The organism is Solirhodobacter olei, from assembly GCF_004010155.1.
In the GTDB taxonomy this organism is placed as follows: domain Bacteria; phylum Pseudomonadota; class Alphaproteobacteria; order Rhodobacterales; family Rhodobacteraceae; genus Solirhodobacter; species Solirhodobacter olei.
This window is the reverse complement of sequence record NZ_RRYH01000019.1, coordinates 104278-119486: the sequence shown is the minus strand read 5'-3', so window position 1 is coordinate 119486 and position 15209 is coordinate 104278. Positions and strand designations below refer to the sequence as shown.

General features: G+C 64.7%; 15 protein-coding genes. 8 read left to right on the top strand and 7 right to left on the bottom strand.

Going from position 1 to position 15209, the window contains the following annotated elements:
• Positions 1 to 2: 2 nt before the first annotated feature.
• The 6 genes from EIP85_RS14860 to EIP85_RS14835 all read right to left on the bottom strand — a co-directional run bounded on the left by EIP85_RS14860 (position 3) and on the right by EIP85_RS14835 (position 6869).
• Positions 3 to 1508 (bottom strand): aldehyde dehydrogenase, encoded by a 1506-nt coding sequence (locus EIP85_RS14860; protein WP_127902996.1) that lies wholly within the window; start codon positions 1506 to 1508, stop codon positions 3 to 5.
• Positions 1509 to 1511: 3 nt separating this feature from the next.
• A complete protein-coding gene (locus tag EIP85_RS14855) occupies positions 1512 to 2429 on the bottom strand; it encodes a dihydrodipicolinate synthase family protein (RefSeq protein ID WP_127902995.1) in 918 nt (305 codons plus the stop codon).
• A 734-nt stretch (positions 2430 to 3163) separates the two neighbouring features.
• Positions 3164 to 3970, bottom strand: a complete 807-nt coding sequence (locus tag EIP85_RS14850) for an NAD-dependent epimerase/dehydratase family protein (protein ID WP_127902994.1) — start codon at positions 3968 to 3970, stop codon at positions 3164 to 3166.
• A 10-nt stretch (positions 3971 to 3980) separates the two neighbouring features.
• Positions 3981 to 5261 carry a TRAP transporter large permease gene (locus EIP85_RS14845; protein WP_127902993.1) on the bottom strand — a complete coding sequence of 427 codons (1281 nt, stop codon included), beginning with the start codon at positions 5259 to 5261 and terminating at the stop codon, positions 3981 to 3983.
• Between the two features lie 6 nt (positions 5262 to 5267).
• Positions 5268 to 5813 (bottom strand): TRAP transporter small permease, encoded by a 546-nt coding sequence (locus EIP85_RS14840; RefSeq protein WP_241560054.1) that lies wholly within the window; start codon positions 5811 to 5813, stop codon positions 5268 to 5270.
• A gap of 66 nt (positions 5814 to 5879) precedes the next feature.
• Positions 5880 to 6869, bottom strand: coding sequence for a TRAP transporter substrate-binding protein (locus EIP85_RS14835; RefSeq protein WP_127902992.1), 990 nt, complete (start codon positions 6867 to 6869; stop codon positions 5880 to 5882).
• Between the two features lie 174 nt (positions 6870 to 7043).
• On the opposite strand from EIP85_RS14835, the gene EIP85_RS14830 reads away from it, so the two are divergent.
• From EIP85_RS14830 to EIP85_RS23275, 5 genes are all read left to right on the top strand, one after another.
• The gene (locus tag EIP85_RS14830) at positions 7044 to 7796 is read left to right on the top strand and encodes a FadR/GntR family transcriptional regulator (RefSeq protein ID WP_241560053.1); all 753 of its coding nucleotides are present in this window, start codon (positions 7044 to 7046) and stop codon (positions 7794 to 7796) included.
• Positions 7797 to 7882: 86 nt separating this feature from the next.
• Positions 7883 to 8785: a 5-dehydro-4-deoxyglucarate dehydratase gene (kdgD, locus tag EIP85_RS14825; protein ID WP_127902991.1), complete on the top strand. Its 903-nt coding sequence runs from the start codon at positions 7883 to 7885 to the stop codon at positions 8783 to 8785.
• A complete protein-coding gene (locus EIP85_RS14820) occupies positions 8785 to 9918 on the top strand; it encodes a mandelate racemase/muconate lactonizing enzyme family protein (protein WP_127902990.1) in 1134 nt (377 codons plus the stop codon). The genes kdgD and EIP85_RS14820 overlap by 1 nt, the downstream gene beginning before the upstream one ends.
• A 5-nt stretch (positions 9919 to 9923) precedes the next feature.
• The gene (locus tag EIP85_RS14815) at positions 9924 to 10781 is read left to right on the top strand and encodes an amidohydrolase family protein (protein WP_127902989.1); all 858 of its coding nucleotides are present in this window, start codon (positions 9924 to 9926) and stop codon (positions 10779 to 10781) included.
• A 186-nt stretch (positions 10782 to 10967) separates the two neighbouring features.
• Positions 10968 to 11099: a hypothetical protein gene (locus tag EIP85_RS23275; RefSeq protein WP_422067218.1), complete on the top strand. Its 132-nt coding sequence runs from the start codon at positions 10968 to 10970 to the stop codon at positions 11097 to 11099.
• A gap of 426 nt (positions 11100 to 11525) precedes the next feature.
• On the opposite strand, the gene EIP85_RS14810 is transcribed toward EIP85_RS23275, so the two are convergent.
• Positions 11526 to 12080: an IS630 family transposase gene (locus EIP85_RS14810; RefSeq protein WP_164871749.1), complete on the bottom strand. Its 555-nt coding sequence runs from the start codon at positions 12078 to 12080 to the stop codon at positions 11526 to 11528.
• Between the two features lie 34 nt (positions 12081 to 12114).
• Here EIP85_RS14810 and EIP85_RS14805 point away from each other — a divergent pair, with 34 nt between their 5' ends.
• The 3 genes from EIP85_RS14805 to EIP85_RS14795 all read left to right on the top strand — a co-directional run bounded on the left by EIP85_RS14805 (position 12115) and on the right by EIP85_RS14795 (position 15207).
• Complete coding sequence (locus EIP85_RS14805) at positions 12115 to 13137, top strand: sterol desaturase family protein (protein WP_127902987.1); 1023 nt, start codon at positions 12115 to 12117, stop codon at positions 13135 to 13137.
• Between the two features lie 109 nt (positions 13138 to 13246).
• Positions 13247 to 14251 (top strand): Gfo/Idh/MocA family oxidoreductase, encoded by a 1005-nt coding sequence (locus EIP85_RS14800; protein WP_127902986.1) that lies wholly within the window; start codon positions 13247 to 13249, stop codon positions 14249 to 14251.
• Positions 14248 to 15207 carry a sugar phosphate isomerase/epimerase family protein gene (locus EIP85_RS14795; protein ID WP_127902985.1) on the top strand — a complete coding sequence of 320 codons (960 nt, stop codon included), beginning with the start codon at positions 14248 to 14250 and terminating at the stop codon, positions 15205 to 15207. The genes EIP85_RS14800 and EIP85_RS14795 overlap by 4 nt, the downstream gene beginning before the upstream one ends.
• Positions 15208 to 15209 lie beyond the last annotated feature (2 nt).

The window sequence follows — 15209 nt, the reverse complement described above, 5'->3', positions numbered from 1 at the left end:
CCTCAGTCGATGGTGGTGTCGGAGGTGTCCGTCAGATCCAGCCAGATCGTCTTCAGCTGGGTATACTGGTCATGGGCGTGGATGGAATTGTCCCGCCCCCCAAAGCCCGACTGCTTGTAGCCACCGAAGGGCGTGGTGATGTCGCCCTCGCCGAAGCTGTTGACCGTGACGGTGCCCGCACGGAGCATCCGCGCGCCGCGGAGCGCCCGCTTGCCGTTCGCCGTGAAGATCGAGGCGGCGAGGCCGTATTCGGTATCGTTCGCCACCGCGATGGCCTCCTCGAAGCTCGCGACCGGGATCACCGTCAGGATCGGTCCGAAGATTTCTTCGCAGGCGAGGGGGGAGCTACGGTCGGCCTCGACGATGGTCGGCTCGATGTAGCCCTCGGCCGGCGAGGTGCCGCCCATCAGGACGGTCTTCTTCCCGGCGGCGGCGAGATAGCGCGAAACCTTCGCGAAATGTGCCTTGGAGACAAGCGCGCCGACCCGAACCTCGGGGTTCAGCGGCTCGCCCACGATCCACTCCCGGGCATGGGCACGGACCTTCTCGATCAGCCGGTCCTTGACGCCCTTCTGCACGATCAGCCGCGAGGCGGCCGAACAGTTCTCTCCCATGTTCCAGAAGGCGCCGTTCACCACATGGGCGGCGACTGCGTCCAGATCCTCTGCATCGTCGAGGACGATACAGGGGTTCTTGCCACCCATCTCCAGCACAACTTCCTTCAGGTTCGTGTCGGCCGAATAGTGCAGGAACCGCCGGCCGGTCGCGGTGGAGCCGGTGAAGGAGACCATGTCCACATCCGGGTGGCGGCCCAGCGGCTCGCCCGCCTCCGCCCCGCTGCCGGTGACGACGTTCAGAACACCGCGCGGCAGCCCGGCCTCGGTAGCCAGCTCGGCCAGCCGCAGCGCCGTCAGGCTGGTCTCGGCCGCCGGCTTCACCACGACAGAACAGCCGGCGGCCAGCGCCGGGCCGATCTTCCAGGCCAGCATCAGCAGCGGGAAGTTCCATGGCAGCACAAGCCCGACGACGCCGACAGGCTCCCGCAGGATCATGGCGATGTGGTCGGCCGAGGCGGGGGAGACCTGATCATAGATCTTGTCGATCAGCTCTCCGTGCCAGCGGATGACATGACAGGACTCGGGAATGTCGACGGTCTCGCAGTCGTAGATCGTCTTGCCGCTGTCGAGGCTCTCCATCACGGCGAGCTCGCGTGCGTTGCGCTCCATCAGCTTTGCGAGGCGCACCAGCACCTCCTTGCGCTCCCCCGGGTGCAGCCGCGACCAGCGGCCGTCCTCGAAAGCCTCGCGCGCCTTGGCGACGGCAAGGTCCACGTCGTCGGACGCGCAGGACGCCACGGTGCCCAGCACGGCACCGGTGGCCGGATTCACCGTTTCGAAGGTCTTGCCGGAAATTGCCGGACGGTAGCCACCGTCGATCCAGGCGTTCTGCGGCAGGTCCAGACCTGCGGCGATTGCCTTGTATTCCTCGTGGGTCAGAAGATCGCTCATAGCTCAGTTTCCTTCGCAGATCGCCTTGACGGTGGCCTTGAGCGTGCGGATCACCTGCTCAAGTTCGCGCTTCTCGTCCTTGTTGAGGCCCTTGAGCGGCGGGCGCATCGGCCCCGCCGTCAGGCCGGTCGTCTCGACCCCGTGCTTCACGCACTGGATGAACTTGCCGCCCTGCTCCAGAACGCGCATCAACGGCAGCATCGCCGTCATGATGCGGCGGCCCTTCGTGAAGTCGCCTTGAACCGCGCAGGCTTGGTAGAGCGCGATATGCTCCTCGGGCAGGAAGTTCGAACCGGCGCAAATCCAGCTCCGTGCGCCCCAGGCGAAGAACTCCAGCGCCTGGTCATCCATGCCGCAGGACATCTGGATATGCGGATAGTCGCGGGCCAGAAGGTGGACTCGGTTGATGTCGCCGGAGCTTTCCTTGATGCCGATCACGTTCTTCGACCGACCAACGCGATCGAGGAAGTCGCGCCCCATCTCGACGCCCATCCGGCCGGGGTAGTTGTAGAGGATGACCGGGAGATTGGCAGCGCGGTCGATGGCCAGTGCATTCAGGGCGTTTTCCCGCTCGGTCGGCACCGAGTAGGGTGGCGTGCCGAGGAGGATTCCGGTCGCGCCCATCTCGCGTGCGCCCTGGGCCAATGCAATGGAATCCGGCGTGCGCATCGCCCCGGTGCCGACGAAGACCGGCAGCCTGCCCTTCACACGGTCGACCACGAAGCGCGCGATCTGCAGGCGCTCATCGACCGTCTCGGCATAGTTCTCGCCGGTCGACCCTCCCGAGATCAGCCCATGCACTCCTGCGGCGACCAGACGTTCGACCAGCTCGCCGAGCGCATCGAATTCGATCTCGCCGTCCGCGTCGAATGGCGTGATGATCGGTGTATAGATGCCTTCCAGCTTGAACCGCTCAGCCATGAAAACGCCTCCCCAGCTCGCCCGCGCACCTCGCGGGGGCTGGGAGTACGCCTATTCTCGTGCCTATTTCCGCGCAAAGGAGAATGATCTGCGGCGAGGCATTAGGTGGACTAATGCCGGCCGCGGCTCATCGAGACGCGAGATGGTCCGCATTGCCCCAAGGTCATGGAGATCGACAACCCATCGCAAGGGTCTTCCTCTGTGAGGTCAAAGAGGAAGAGCCCTGTAACAGGCGCGTTGGGCTACGCCCTAGCTGTCGGTGACCAGCGATCTCCAACGGCGCATCAGCTTGGGCAGAAACCGCGTGGCGGCTTTGGCCACCCGACGGCGTTACACAAGGATCTCAAGCAAATCGCCTCTGGTGTCGACCACGCGCCGGAGTCAGTGCTTCCAGCCACGGATCGAGATCACGACCTGTTCGAGATCCCACTTGTCAGCCTCGGCAGGCCGATCTCGTCGGACAGCTGATCTGGTCCCAAACTGACCGGCGCGGTGCTCCGGGGGAAGCCAATAGTTCCTATGCCGAGCCTCATCGTACTATTTCGAAGCCGAGGTCAAACACGCTCAAAACCCGATGATCTGCCCCCCTCATGGCAGCAATCGACCTCGGTGCTCGGCGGCACTGGGACACAACGAAGGAATGTTTTCCCCGGCCCTGAAAACTCTGCGACAGGACCTCCTTAACGGCCCCCTTCGGCATTCGCCCCCTATTCGCGTGTCGGGATCGGGACGGCTCAGCCCTTGGGATCGTCCGGATGCCCACTTCCTGCGAAGCCGCCGCCCTGGAAACGCACCAGCGGGTCGGCCGGGTTCCAGTCCGGCTCCGCCGCGAGCATTTCCTCCCGCCAGAGGGCGGAGCTGTGCTTCGGTTTCCAGCCGAGAAAGGCCGCGCTCGAATTGTCCCACCAGCATTCGTCGTTGTTCGACACGCCGTAGACGATCGTGTGGCCCAGCCGCGGCGCGGTGAACGCCCGTTCGCACAGGTCGGCCAGATCCTCGACCGCAAGGTAGATTGCCTGGGTTCGCATGTCCTTCGGCTTGGGGAAGCACCAGCCGATCCGCACCGTCAGGCATTCCAGCTCGAACTTGTCGAAATAGAGGCTCGCCAGCGCCTCGCCGAAAGCCTTCGAGACGCCGTAGAGCGAATCCGGACGCACCGGCATCTGCGGGCCGATCCGCATCTCCCGGCCATAGTAGCCGGTCACATGGTTCGAGGACGCGAAGACGATCCGCGGCTTTCCGGAGAGCCGCGCGGCGTCGAAGAGGTTGTAGGCCCCCTCGATATTGGCGCCCAGGATCTGCTTCCACGGCCGCTCCAGCGAGATGCCGCCAAGGTGGATGATGCCGTCGACGCCCTCCGCCAGCGCCTCCACCCCCGCGCGGTCGGATAGCTCGCAGGCCTGGAAGCTCTCATGCGGCGCAAGCTCGCCCACCTCCACTATGTCCGAAAGAACCACCCGCTCCGCCATCCGCGAGAGATAGGGCCGGAGCGCTCTTCCGACGCCGCCGGCGGCCCCGGTCATCAGGAGTTTCTTCAGCATTGCAGGTCCTTCACTTCAACAGATGCGGCAAGGTCATCGAGACCGCCGGAATATAGGTCACCAGCATCAGGGCCACGAAGATGGCAAGGTAGAACGGCCAGATCGTCTTCACTGCCTGCTCGATCTTGATGTCGCCGATGACGCAACCGACGAAAAGGCAGGCCCCCACCGGCGGCGTGCAGAGCCCGAGGCCGAGGTTCATCATCAAGATGATCCCGAACTGCACCGGGTCCATCCCGAGGTTGACGACCACGGGCAGGAAGATCGGCGTGCAGATCAGGATCAGCGCCGCCATGTCCATGATCATGCCGAGACCCAGCAGCATCAGGTTCAGCATAAGCAGGATCACCCGCGGATCGTGCGAGATGTCTAGCAGCACGGTCGAAAGCTGCTCCGGCACCCGGTAGAGCGCCAGCAGATAGGCGAAGGCCGAGGCGCAGCCGACAAGGATCATCACCAGCGCCGTGGTCCGCACCGCGTTGGCGACGGCGTTCCTGAAGGCGGTCCAGGTCAGCTCACGATAGACGAGGCCGGTGACCACGATTGCGTAGATCGCGCCGAAGGCACCCGATTCTGTCACCGTCAGCACGCCGGAGAGGACGCCGCCCACGATGATCACGGCGGTCAGCAGACCCGGCAGCGACACGATGAAACTGATCAGCAACGCCATGAACCCCGGGAACGGCTCCGAGCCGTAACCGCGCCGCACGGCGACGATATAGGCCGCCACCGCCAAGCAGGCGCACATCAGGATGCCCGGCGCAATACCCGCGATGAAGAGCTTGCCGACAGAGATGCTCCCGCCCGCCGCCACGGCATAGAGGATCATGTTATGGCTCGGCGGGATCACCACCCCGGCGATGGAGGAGGTGACGGTCACGTTCACCGCGTAGTCGGCGTCATATCCCTTCTCCTTCATCACCGGCATCAGGATCGACCCCAGTGCCGAGGTGTCGGCCACGGCCGACCCCGAGATGCCCCCGAACAGCATGGAGGAGGCGACGTTCACCATCCCCAGCCCGCCGCGCATGGAACCGACGGCAGCGGCCGCCAGCCGCACCAGCCGGGCGGCGATCCCGCCATGCAGCATCAGCTCGCCCGCGAAGATGAAGAATGGGATCGCCAGCAGCGAATAGACCGAGACGCCCGAAAGGATCCGCTGGAAGGCCACGAAAAGCGGCAGCCCCTCGTAGATGAAGCCGCCCACCGCCGCGATGCCAAGCGCGAAGGCCACCGGCGCCCCCACGATCAGGCCGAGGAAGAAGAGACCGAAAAGAATGGTCAGACCCATGTCGCGTCACTCCCCACCGACCAGGCGCGCGAAAGCGCGATTGATGATATTGGACGCGGCGAAGGCAACCATCAGGACGCCGCAGATGCAGACCGGCAGCGCCCGCCAGCTTTCGGCGATATCCAGCATCGGGATCGGCCGGTCGGTGTTGAACATGACCAGCACCCAGCCCTCCCAGGCCATAAAGCTGCCAAAGACCAGCACGAAGAGATCGGACAGATAGCGCATCACCTCGCGCGGCAGCATCGGTAGGCCCTCGCGGATGAAATCGATGCTCAGGTGCGTATTGCGCCGCACCCCCACGGCCGCGCCGAGGAAGGTGATGTAGGAGACGAGGAGAAGCGAGAGCTGCTCCACCCAGGTCGGCGTGTCATCGAGGATGTAGCGGCCGTAGACCAGCCAGCCGAAGGTGACGATGATGACCACCAGCGCTATGCCCGCGACAAGCATGCAGAGCCAGGCGATTAAATCCAGCGCCCGCTCTACGGCGTTGGAGCGGTGAACGGGGGCGGGCGGCGCCAGCTCTCCCGTGTCGTCATGAACGTTTGCCAAATTCCCCTCCCCGCAAGACGGCCCCGGGCGCCGTGGCACCCGGGGCCTTCGTTCTTGTCTCCGGGCTTATTTCGTGGCCCGGATCTGTTCCACGAGCGGCTTGAGGCTCGGGTTCTTCTCAAAGAACTTCGTGTAGATCGGCTTCATCGCGTCCTGGAACGGCTTGAGGTTCTTGATCACGTTGATCTTCGCCCCGCCGGCTTCCACCGCCTTCTTGGCCTTCGTGGAGTCCTGCGCCCAGAGCTTGCGCTGCTCGATCGCCGCATCGATCGCCGCCTGGCGGACAATCTTCTGATCTCCGTTCGACAGCGCATCCCAGCTCGCCTTGGCGATGCAGAGGCATTCCGGAATGATCAGGTGATCGGTGGTCGAGTAGTACTTGGCCACCTCAAAGTGGTTGGTCTCGTCATAGGAGGGGTAGTTGTTTTCCGCCCCGTCGATGACGCCCGTCTTGAGCGCCTGGTAGACCTCGCCGAAGGCCATCGGGGTGGCGTTGCCGCCCATGGCGTCGATCATCTGCACGTAAAGATCGTTGTTCATCACCCGGATCTTTAGGCCCTTCACGTCGGAGGGCTTCGTGATCGGGTGCTTGGTGTTGTACATACTGCGCGCGCCGGAATCGAACCAGGACAGCGCGACGAGACCCTTCTTGGCCAGCGCGTCGCTGAATTCCTGCCCGATCTTGCCGTCCATCACATGGTGCATCTGCTCCACGCCGTTGAACAGGAACGGCAGCGACAGCACGTTGGTCATGGGAACGATCGGCCCCATCGGCCCCATGTTGAAGTTGGCGAAATTGAGGGCGCCGCTGCGGGTCTGCTCGATCGCGTCGGGCTGGTCGCCGAGAACGCCGTTGTCATAGACCGTCGCCTTGATGCGACCGTCGGTCTTGGCGGTCACCGCCTTGGCGAAATCGTGCATGGCGACCGTGTTCGGATAGCCCGGCCCATGAATGTTCCAGCCGCGCCAGGTCACCGCGGATGCTTGAGTGGCCATCGCGATCCCCGCGACGGCGCCGACGAAGAGCGTCGAGCGAAGGACATGTCCCAGTTTCATTTCTTCTCCTCCCTGGCCTGATGCACGGCCAACTTGTCATATGTCTAAGCGAGTGTCATCCTATAACCATTCGATGAGTCGTCAACTCATTTCTCGACTCGCCGCCCGCGGCACGCTAGGCAGGGGGTTACGCAGGCCGGTACCCGCGGCAATCCAAGGCTGGAGGCAAGAAGATTGGCCCGCTCACGCATCCAAGACTCCACGGCAGAGCTTCCGCCGGCCCGCCCCTCGGGCCGGCGGAACCTCGTCGGCATGGTGGTCGAGCAGCTGCAGGCGGAAATCCTCGGCGGCGCGCTTGCCCCCGGCGACAAGCTGCCCAGCGAGGCCGGCCTCACACAGCGCTTCGGCGTCAGCCGCACCGTGATCCGCGAGGCCATCGCCTCGCTGCGGGCCGATGGGCTGGTGGAGCCGCGCCACGGCGTCGGCGTCTTCATCCTCAAGCGCGAGGCAGAGCCGTCAATTCCATTCCAATCCATTGAAACAGCTAGAATTTCTTCGGTCATTGAGGCCCTGGAACTTCGCGCCGCGGTAGAGATCGAGGCCGCCGGCCTCGCCGCCACCCGCCGCTCCCCGGCACAGGAACAAACCATCCTCGAGCGCTACGACGACCTCGCCATCCTGATCGCCGAAGGCAAGCCCACCACGGCGGCCGACTTCGCATTCCACTTGGCCGTCGCCGATGCGACGAACAACCCGCGCTTCCGCGAGTTCCTGGAGATCATGGGCCGCAACGTGATCCCGCGCGCCTCGCTGCAGGAGGGTCTCGCCGAACGCGCCGAGGCCGGCTATCTCGAGCAGATCCAGGCCGAGCACAAACGCATTGCCGACGCGATCTCCGCCCGCGACGAGGAGGCCGCCCGCGACGCCGTGCGGCTGCACCTGAAAGGCAGCCTGGAGCGCTACCGGCGGATGATCCGGCGCAGCTGATCGCCATAGACATCATATAACAAGTTGACAGTGATCTGACAGGTCATATGATCTCTCGAAACCGACGAAGGATCTTAGTGACCGCCATGGAACCCATCGCCTTGAAAGCCGCGCTTGGCGCGGGCCTGCTTTCTTTCCCCGTCACGCCGTTCGACGCCGAGGGCGCGTTCAACGCCCGACCCTATACTGCTCACGTGGGCTGGCTCTCCGGCTTTGCGGCGAGCGCACTCTTCGCCGCGGGCGGCACGGGCGAGTTCTTCTCGCTGGCGCCGGAAGAGATCCCGGCCGTGGTGCGCGCCGCCAAGGCCGCGGCCGGCGACACGCCGATCATCTCCGGCTGTGGCTACGGCACCCGCATGGCGGTGGACATAGCGAAGGCCGCCGAAGCGGCCGGGGCCGACGGGCTGCTGCTGCTGCCGCATTACCTCATCGGCGCCTCGCAGGAGGGGCTCTTCGCCCATGTGAAGGCCGTCTGCGATGCGGTCCGCATCGGCGTGGTGGTCTACAACCGCGACAACGCCATCCTCACCGCCGCCACACTCGCACGGCTCTGCGACGCCTGCCCCAACCTGATCGGCTTCAAGGACGGCTCCGGTCAGATCGGCCTGGTGCGCGAGATCACCGTGAAGCTGGGCGAGCGGTTGACCTATCTCGGCGGAATGCCCACGGCCGAGCTTTTCGCCGATGCCTATCTCGGTGCCGGGGTGACGACCTATTCCTCCGCCGTGTTCAATTTCGTCCCAAAGCTCGCCGTCAGCTTCTATGATGCCCTGCGCGCCGGCGATCACGCGACGACCAACGCGATCCTGAAGGACTTCTTCTACCCCTTCATCGAGATCCGCGACCGCCAGGTGGGCTATGCCGTCTCGGCCATCAAGGCCGGTGTCCGGCTCATGGGCTTCGACGCGGGCCCGGTGCGCGCGCCGCTGACCGACCTGACCAAGGAGGAGATGGAGATGCTCGCCAACCTGATCGAGCCGCACCGCTGATGAAGATCGAGAGCGTCCGCACCCACCTGCTCGACCACAAGCTGGAGGCCGCCTTTGAAAGCGCCTCCATGCGCTTCGACCGCCGCCAGCATTGCCTGGTGGAGATCACCTGCGACGACGGCACCACCGGCTGGGGCGAATGCCTCGGCCCAGCGGGCCCGAACGCGGCCGTGGTCGCGGCCTACGCGCCCGCGTTGGTCGGCCGGGATCCGCTGGAGACGGAACGCCTCTGGCTCGATCTCTACCACCTGCTGCGCGACCAGGGACAGCGCGGGCTGACCGTCACGGCGCTCTCGGGCATCGACATCGCGCTCTGGGACATCAAGGGCAAGCATTTCGGAGTGCCTGTCTCCACCTTGCTCGGCGGCCGCTTCCGCGAGGAGATTGCGGCCTATGCCACCGGCGGCTTCCGCTGTGTCGGCGGCGACCGCATCGCCGACCTCGCGGCGGAGACCTCGGGCTATGTCGCCGAGGGCTTCCACGCGGTGAAGATCAAGATCGGCTTCGATCTGGCCGAGGACCTCACCGCCATCGCCGCCGTGCGCGAAGCGATCGGGCCAGAGACCCGGCTGATGATCGACGCCAACCACGGCTATGACGCGCTGGAGGCGATCCAGCTCGGCCGCAAGGCAGAGCGCTACGAGATCGACTGGTTCGAGGAGCCGGTGCTGCCCGAGCGGCTCGAACCCTACCTTGCCGTTCGCGCGGGCCAGCCGATACCTGTCGCCGGCGGCGAGACCTGGCACGGCCGCTACGGCATGCGGGAACCGCTCGCCCGGCAGGCCGTCGACATCCTGCAGCCCGACATCTGCGGCACCGGCGGCTTCAGCGAGATGCGCCGCATCGCCGATATGGCCGCGCTCGCCGGCACGCGACTGGTGCCGCATGTCTGGGGCACCGGCGTGGCGCTGGCCGCGAGCCTGCAATTCCTCGCGGCCCTCCCGCCCGATCCGCCCCGTCCCGCTGCGCTTGACCCGATCCTTGAATTCGACCGCACCCGGAACCCGTTCCGACAGGCTATCCTCACGCAGCCGCTCGACCATGTCGCTGGCAAGGTCGCCGTGCCGAACGCTCCCGGCCTCGGGATCGAGATCGACCGCGCAGCGCTGGCCGAATTCGCCCTCAGGGGCTGAACCGCATGATCCCGGCCAACACCCGCCCGCTCGACGGTCCGGCCCCGCGGCTGAAGGCCCCCGCCGGCAGCACCGACTGCCACATGCACTTCTACATGGAGGGCTTCGAAGCCCAGCCCGGCGGCCCGCCCATCGCCGAGCTTGCGACGCCTCAAGATTACGCCCGCGTCCAGCGGCGCCTCGGGCTGGAGCGGGTGGTGATCACCCAGTCGAACGCCTACCAGTTCGACAACGGCTCGACGCTGGCCGCCCTCGACATCCTCGGCCCGGAAAAGGCCCGCGCCATTATCGCGCTGAAGCCCGGCATGGCGGAAGCACAGCTCGCCGCGCTCCATGCCCGCGGCGTGCGCGGCGGGCGCGTGATGAACCTGCCTCAGGGTGCTACCCCCATCGCCGCGATGAAGCCGGTGGAGGAGATCTGCCGCGCAATGGGCTGGAGCCTCATCGTCCAGTTCAACGCCCGCGGGATCTCCGAGCACCTCGACGCGCTCCGCGCCATCGGGACGAATTACGTCATCGACCATTTCGGCAAGTTTCTTCCGCCCGTCCCCGACGACGACCCCAGGGTGGACGAGATCCTGCGCCTGATGGACCGCGGCAATGCCTGGTTCAAGCTCGCCGGCGCCAACGAGGTGAGCCGGACCGGCGCGCCCGATTTCGCCGATGTCGCCCCCCTCGCCCGCCGGGTGATCGACCACGCGCCCGAACGCATCCTCTGGGGCTCGAACTGGCCGCATGTCGGCACGCCCCGCACCGCCTATCCGGACGACGCGACACTCCTCGACACGCTCGCCGACTGGGCCAGCGAGGCTGAGCAGCGCAGGATCCTCGTCGACAATCCCGCGGAGCTTTACGGGTTCTGATCCCGGAGGGTCTGGCGGGGTTCGGTTGCAAAGACTGACTGGACGACAGTGAGCAGGTCAGAGACCGAAGATCCAAAGAATAGGGCTTGCCCATGATCCTGCCTCCTGAGGCAGAGAATCACGGCAAGCTCCACAAACTACTTTAACGCTATGCCCCACACCGTCGAAGAGATCGGCGGGAAATCGATGTCCGGCATCGATGTGCTGCGCGATACGCTGATCTTCGGGGACCGCACGCTCGACGCGCTATACGATCGAATCTTCCTTGTGTCTGCCATTGGCGGCATCACCGACCTGCTCCTGGAGCTCGGCCATTAACGGGTCGATCAGAGGCTTCAGCCAGAAGGTCGACATGGCGTCGGTGGCCGAGGTCGTCACCGTCTGCTGCAATTCCTTGCCCGCCGCGTAGACCGGCTCAAAAATAGGTGGTCGCGATCAGGCACAGCGCCTTGCCGCCGCCAAATCCGCTGATCCATTCAATGCCGACGCGAATATCTTACGCTGCTGGCACACTAGATCTCGGCCTGGGCGCCCACCAGCGCACATAGAAAGTGTACCATCCAAGGCTATCTCTGTGCCATGACCTGATCCTCCTGCTCAACAAATACCTCCGGCGCAAGCATAATCCTCATGCCCATTACGACCAGAAGGGCTGAGCTCGTCGAGAAGCGCAGCATTAGGGCGAAGGGACGGGAGTTTTCGGTAAACCAAAACGCTAACGTGGTTCGCGTCATACCAACGGCCCTATTGATTGACCTCTCTAGCGTATTCTCGGTCACTGATTGAACGGACGCGTTCCGGGTCGTTTGCGAAGAAGTTCCATGCGTTGCAGCATCGTGCGACGATATCGTCGTAGGTATCGAAGACGGAAATGGCGAGGCAGTTCGCGCGAAGATAGGCCCAGATGTTCTCGACCGGGTTCAGTTCGGGGGCGTAGGGTGGCAGCGTCACGATGGTGAGGTTTTTGGGGACGCAGAGCGCCTGTGATCCATGCCAGCCGGCACCAACCATGACCAGAATGACGTGGGCACCGGCTGCGACGGCCTTCGAGATCTCGATCAGATGGGCGTTCATCGCCTCGGTATTGGCAAAGGGCATGACCAGCGCGGCGGTTGCCCCACGTCCTGGACAGACGGCCCCGAAGATATAGGCCCATTTGAAACGGATGTCCCGGGGTGCCCGGGGGCGGGTTCCGCGCTCGGCCCAAGTCCGGGTGAGTGTGCCTTGCTGACCCACCCTGGCTTCATCTGAAAAATGAATATGCCATATTTCCACGTAGATGGTATAAAAATTCCACACAACAGATCGAGTCGGTCCGACGCGGGGGGAGACGATGGATGATCTCAAGTACGGTACGCGCGACAAGCGCGGCAACTGGGCACCTAGCATGCCGCTGAAGATCGCGCCGTTCTGGACAGGCAAGTTCGGCCAGCTCGGCAAGTGGCTGATCGCCTATCTCTGGCCGCACAACACGATCTTCATGGCCGTGACGATGGCCTACTGGTACCTCGTGCTGCCGGACTGGGCGGTGATGAAATCCTTTGCCTGGGGTTGGGCGCTCCGGCTCTATGCGGTCAACGCTGCGGGCATCTTCGTGATGTACGGCTCGATCGAGTTCTTCTACTACGTCCGGCGCATCCAGGGCACACGGTTCAAGTACAACCACAAGTTCCCCTCGGAGAATCCTTCGGACGTGTTCTGGTTCAAGAGCCAGAATATCGACAATTTCCTGCGGAGCTTCTTCGTGTCGATCCCGATCTGGACCATGATCGAGGTGGTCACGCTCTGGTGCTTTGCCAACGGCTTTTCGAACCGGATCGACCCGGCAGCGCACCCTGTCTGGATTGCCATCCTCATCCTGCTTGTCCCCGCCATTCACGAGGTGCATTTCTTCTGTGGCCACTGGCTGATCCACCAGGGCCCGCTCTACCGCTGGATCCACTCCGTCCACCACAACTCGATCAACCCGAGCCCGTGGTCGTCGATGTCGATGCATCCGGTGGAGTCCACCTTCTTCTTTTCGGAGATGATGTGGCACCTGCTCTTGCCCTCGACCCCCTTCGTCGCGCTGTTCCAGCTGACCAGCACCGCCTACGGCGCCATCGTCGGCCACATCGGCTTCGACAAGCTGGAACTGACGGACGAGCGGGCGATGGATAGCCACGCCTACACCCACTACCTGCACCACAAGTACTTCGAGGTGAACTACGGCGGCGACGGCCTCGTGCCGCTCGATAAGTGGTTCGGCACCTGGCACGACGGCACCAAGGAAGCCGACGAGCGCATGAAGGAACGGTTCCGCCGCAAGAAGGAGCGCATGGGCCGCAAGAAGGCGCCCGTCACTCCGGCCGCATAACCCAAGCAGACTCAACCCTGCCGACAGGCCCAAGGTGCCTGAAGGTGGAACCTCGCCGATACCCGCAGAAGCGCGGCCATCTCAACCCGACAAACATTGAAGGATCAGAATGACAGTTCGCATTGCGGTCATCGGCGCCGGCCTCATGGGGGCCGATCACGCGAAAATCGTAGCAGAAGATCTGCCGGGCGCCGCGCTCCAGGTGGTCTGCGACATGGACGGCGCTCGCGCCCGAAAGGTTGCCGACACGCATGGCGCCGCCGATGCCGCAAGCGATGCCGAAGCGGTGGTAGCCCGCGCCGACGTTGATGCAGTGATCGTCGCGAGCCCGGATTTCACCCATGCGCCCCTTTCGCTGGCTTGCATCCGCGCCGGCAAGCGCGTCCTCTGCGAGAAGCCACTGTCGCAATCGCCCGCCGAGTGCCGCCAGGTGATGGAGGCCGAAGAGGCCGCCGGCGCGCGCTTCGTCCAACTGGGCTTCATGCGCCGCTATGATCAGGCCTATGTCGAGATGCGCGAGGCTCTGGCCGGCGGCAAGCTCGGCCGGGCGCTGATGATGCACAATTTCCACCGCAATGTGGCGACGCCCGCCGCCGACTTTACCGGCGCGATGGCGATCACCAACTCCGCCCCGCACGAGTTCGACGTCGTCCGCCACGTGCTCGGCACCGAATACGCCACGATCTCCGCCTGGCAGCCGAAGCGGTCGGACGCGGTCGTCGCCCCGGTGGTGATGGTGCTGGAGACCGTCGCCGGCCAGGTCGTCACGGTCGAGATCAACAACAACGCCGCCTATGGCTACGACGTGCGGGCCGAGCTTGTCGGCGAGCAGGCCAGCATCGCGATGAACCAGGTCGCCTACACTCGGATTGACCGCGACCTGCGGCAGGCGACCGGCTATGACGCCGACTGGCGCAGCCGCTACGCCGAGGCCTACCGCCGCCAGAACCGCGCCTTCCTGCATTTCATTGAGACCGGCGCCTATCCCGCGCTCGCCGCGTCGAGCTGGGACGGCTACTGCGCCGCTGTCGTCGCCGAGGCAGGCGTCCGCGCGCTGAACGAGGGCCGCAGGGTCCCCGTCGAAATGATCGCCAGACCGGAGCTTTACGCATGAAACTGGGATTCGTATCCGACAGCCTCGGGGGACTTTCCTTCGAGGCGATGCTCGACCACGCCGCCCGCCTCGGCGTCTCCGGGGTCGAGGTGAACACCTGCGGCTGGTCCACCGCGCCGCATTTCGACCTGAAGGGGATGCTTGGCAATGCGGCGAAGCAGAAGGCGTTCCTGAAGGCCTTCGCCGACCGCGGGCTGGAGATCATCAGCCTCAACGCCAACGGCAATCCGCTGCACCCGACGGACCCGGCGCAGGGCGCGGGCCTCAGGGACACGATCCGCATTGCCGGCGAGATGGGGATCCGGACCGTCTGCACCATGTCCGGCCTGCCCGCGGGCAGCCCCACCGACACCATGCCGAACTGGGTGGTCTCCTCCTGGCCGCCGGAGACCCAGGCGATCCTTCGCTACCAGTGGGAGGAGAAGCTGGTCCCGTTCTGGACCGAGATCGCCGCGCTCGCAAAGGAGAATGGCGTCGAGCGGATCGCGCTGGAGCTGCACGGCAACCAATGCGTCTACAACGTCCCGTCCCTTCTGAAGCTGCGCGCGGCGATCGGCCCCGTCATCGGCGCCAACCTCGACCCGAGCCACCTGTTCTGGATGGGCGCCGATCCCCTTATCGCGGCCGAGGTGCTGGGTGAGGCGGTCTACCACGTCCATGCCAAGGACACTTTCCTCAACGCCCCATTGCAGGCCACCACGAGCCTTTTGGAGAATGGCACGCTGATGGATATCCCGGCGCGGAGCTGGTCCTACATCACCCTCGGCTTCGGCCATGGCGAGGAATGGTGGCGACAGTTCTGTTACCGGCTGAAGATGGCAGGCTACGATGGCTGGCTCTCGATCGAGCATGAAGACGTGCTCCTGAATTCCCTCGAAGGGCTGGAGAAATCTGTGGCCCTGCTCAAAGGCGTCATGCCCGCCGCGCCCGCAGACTTCAAACCACAGGATATCTGAAA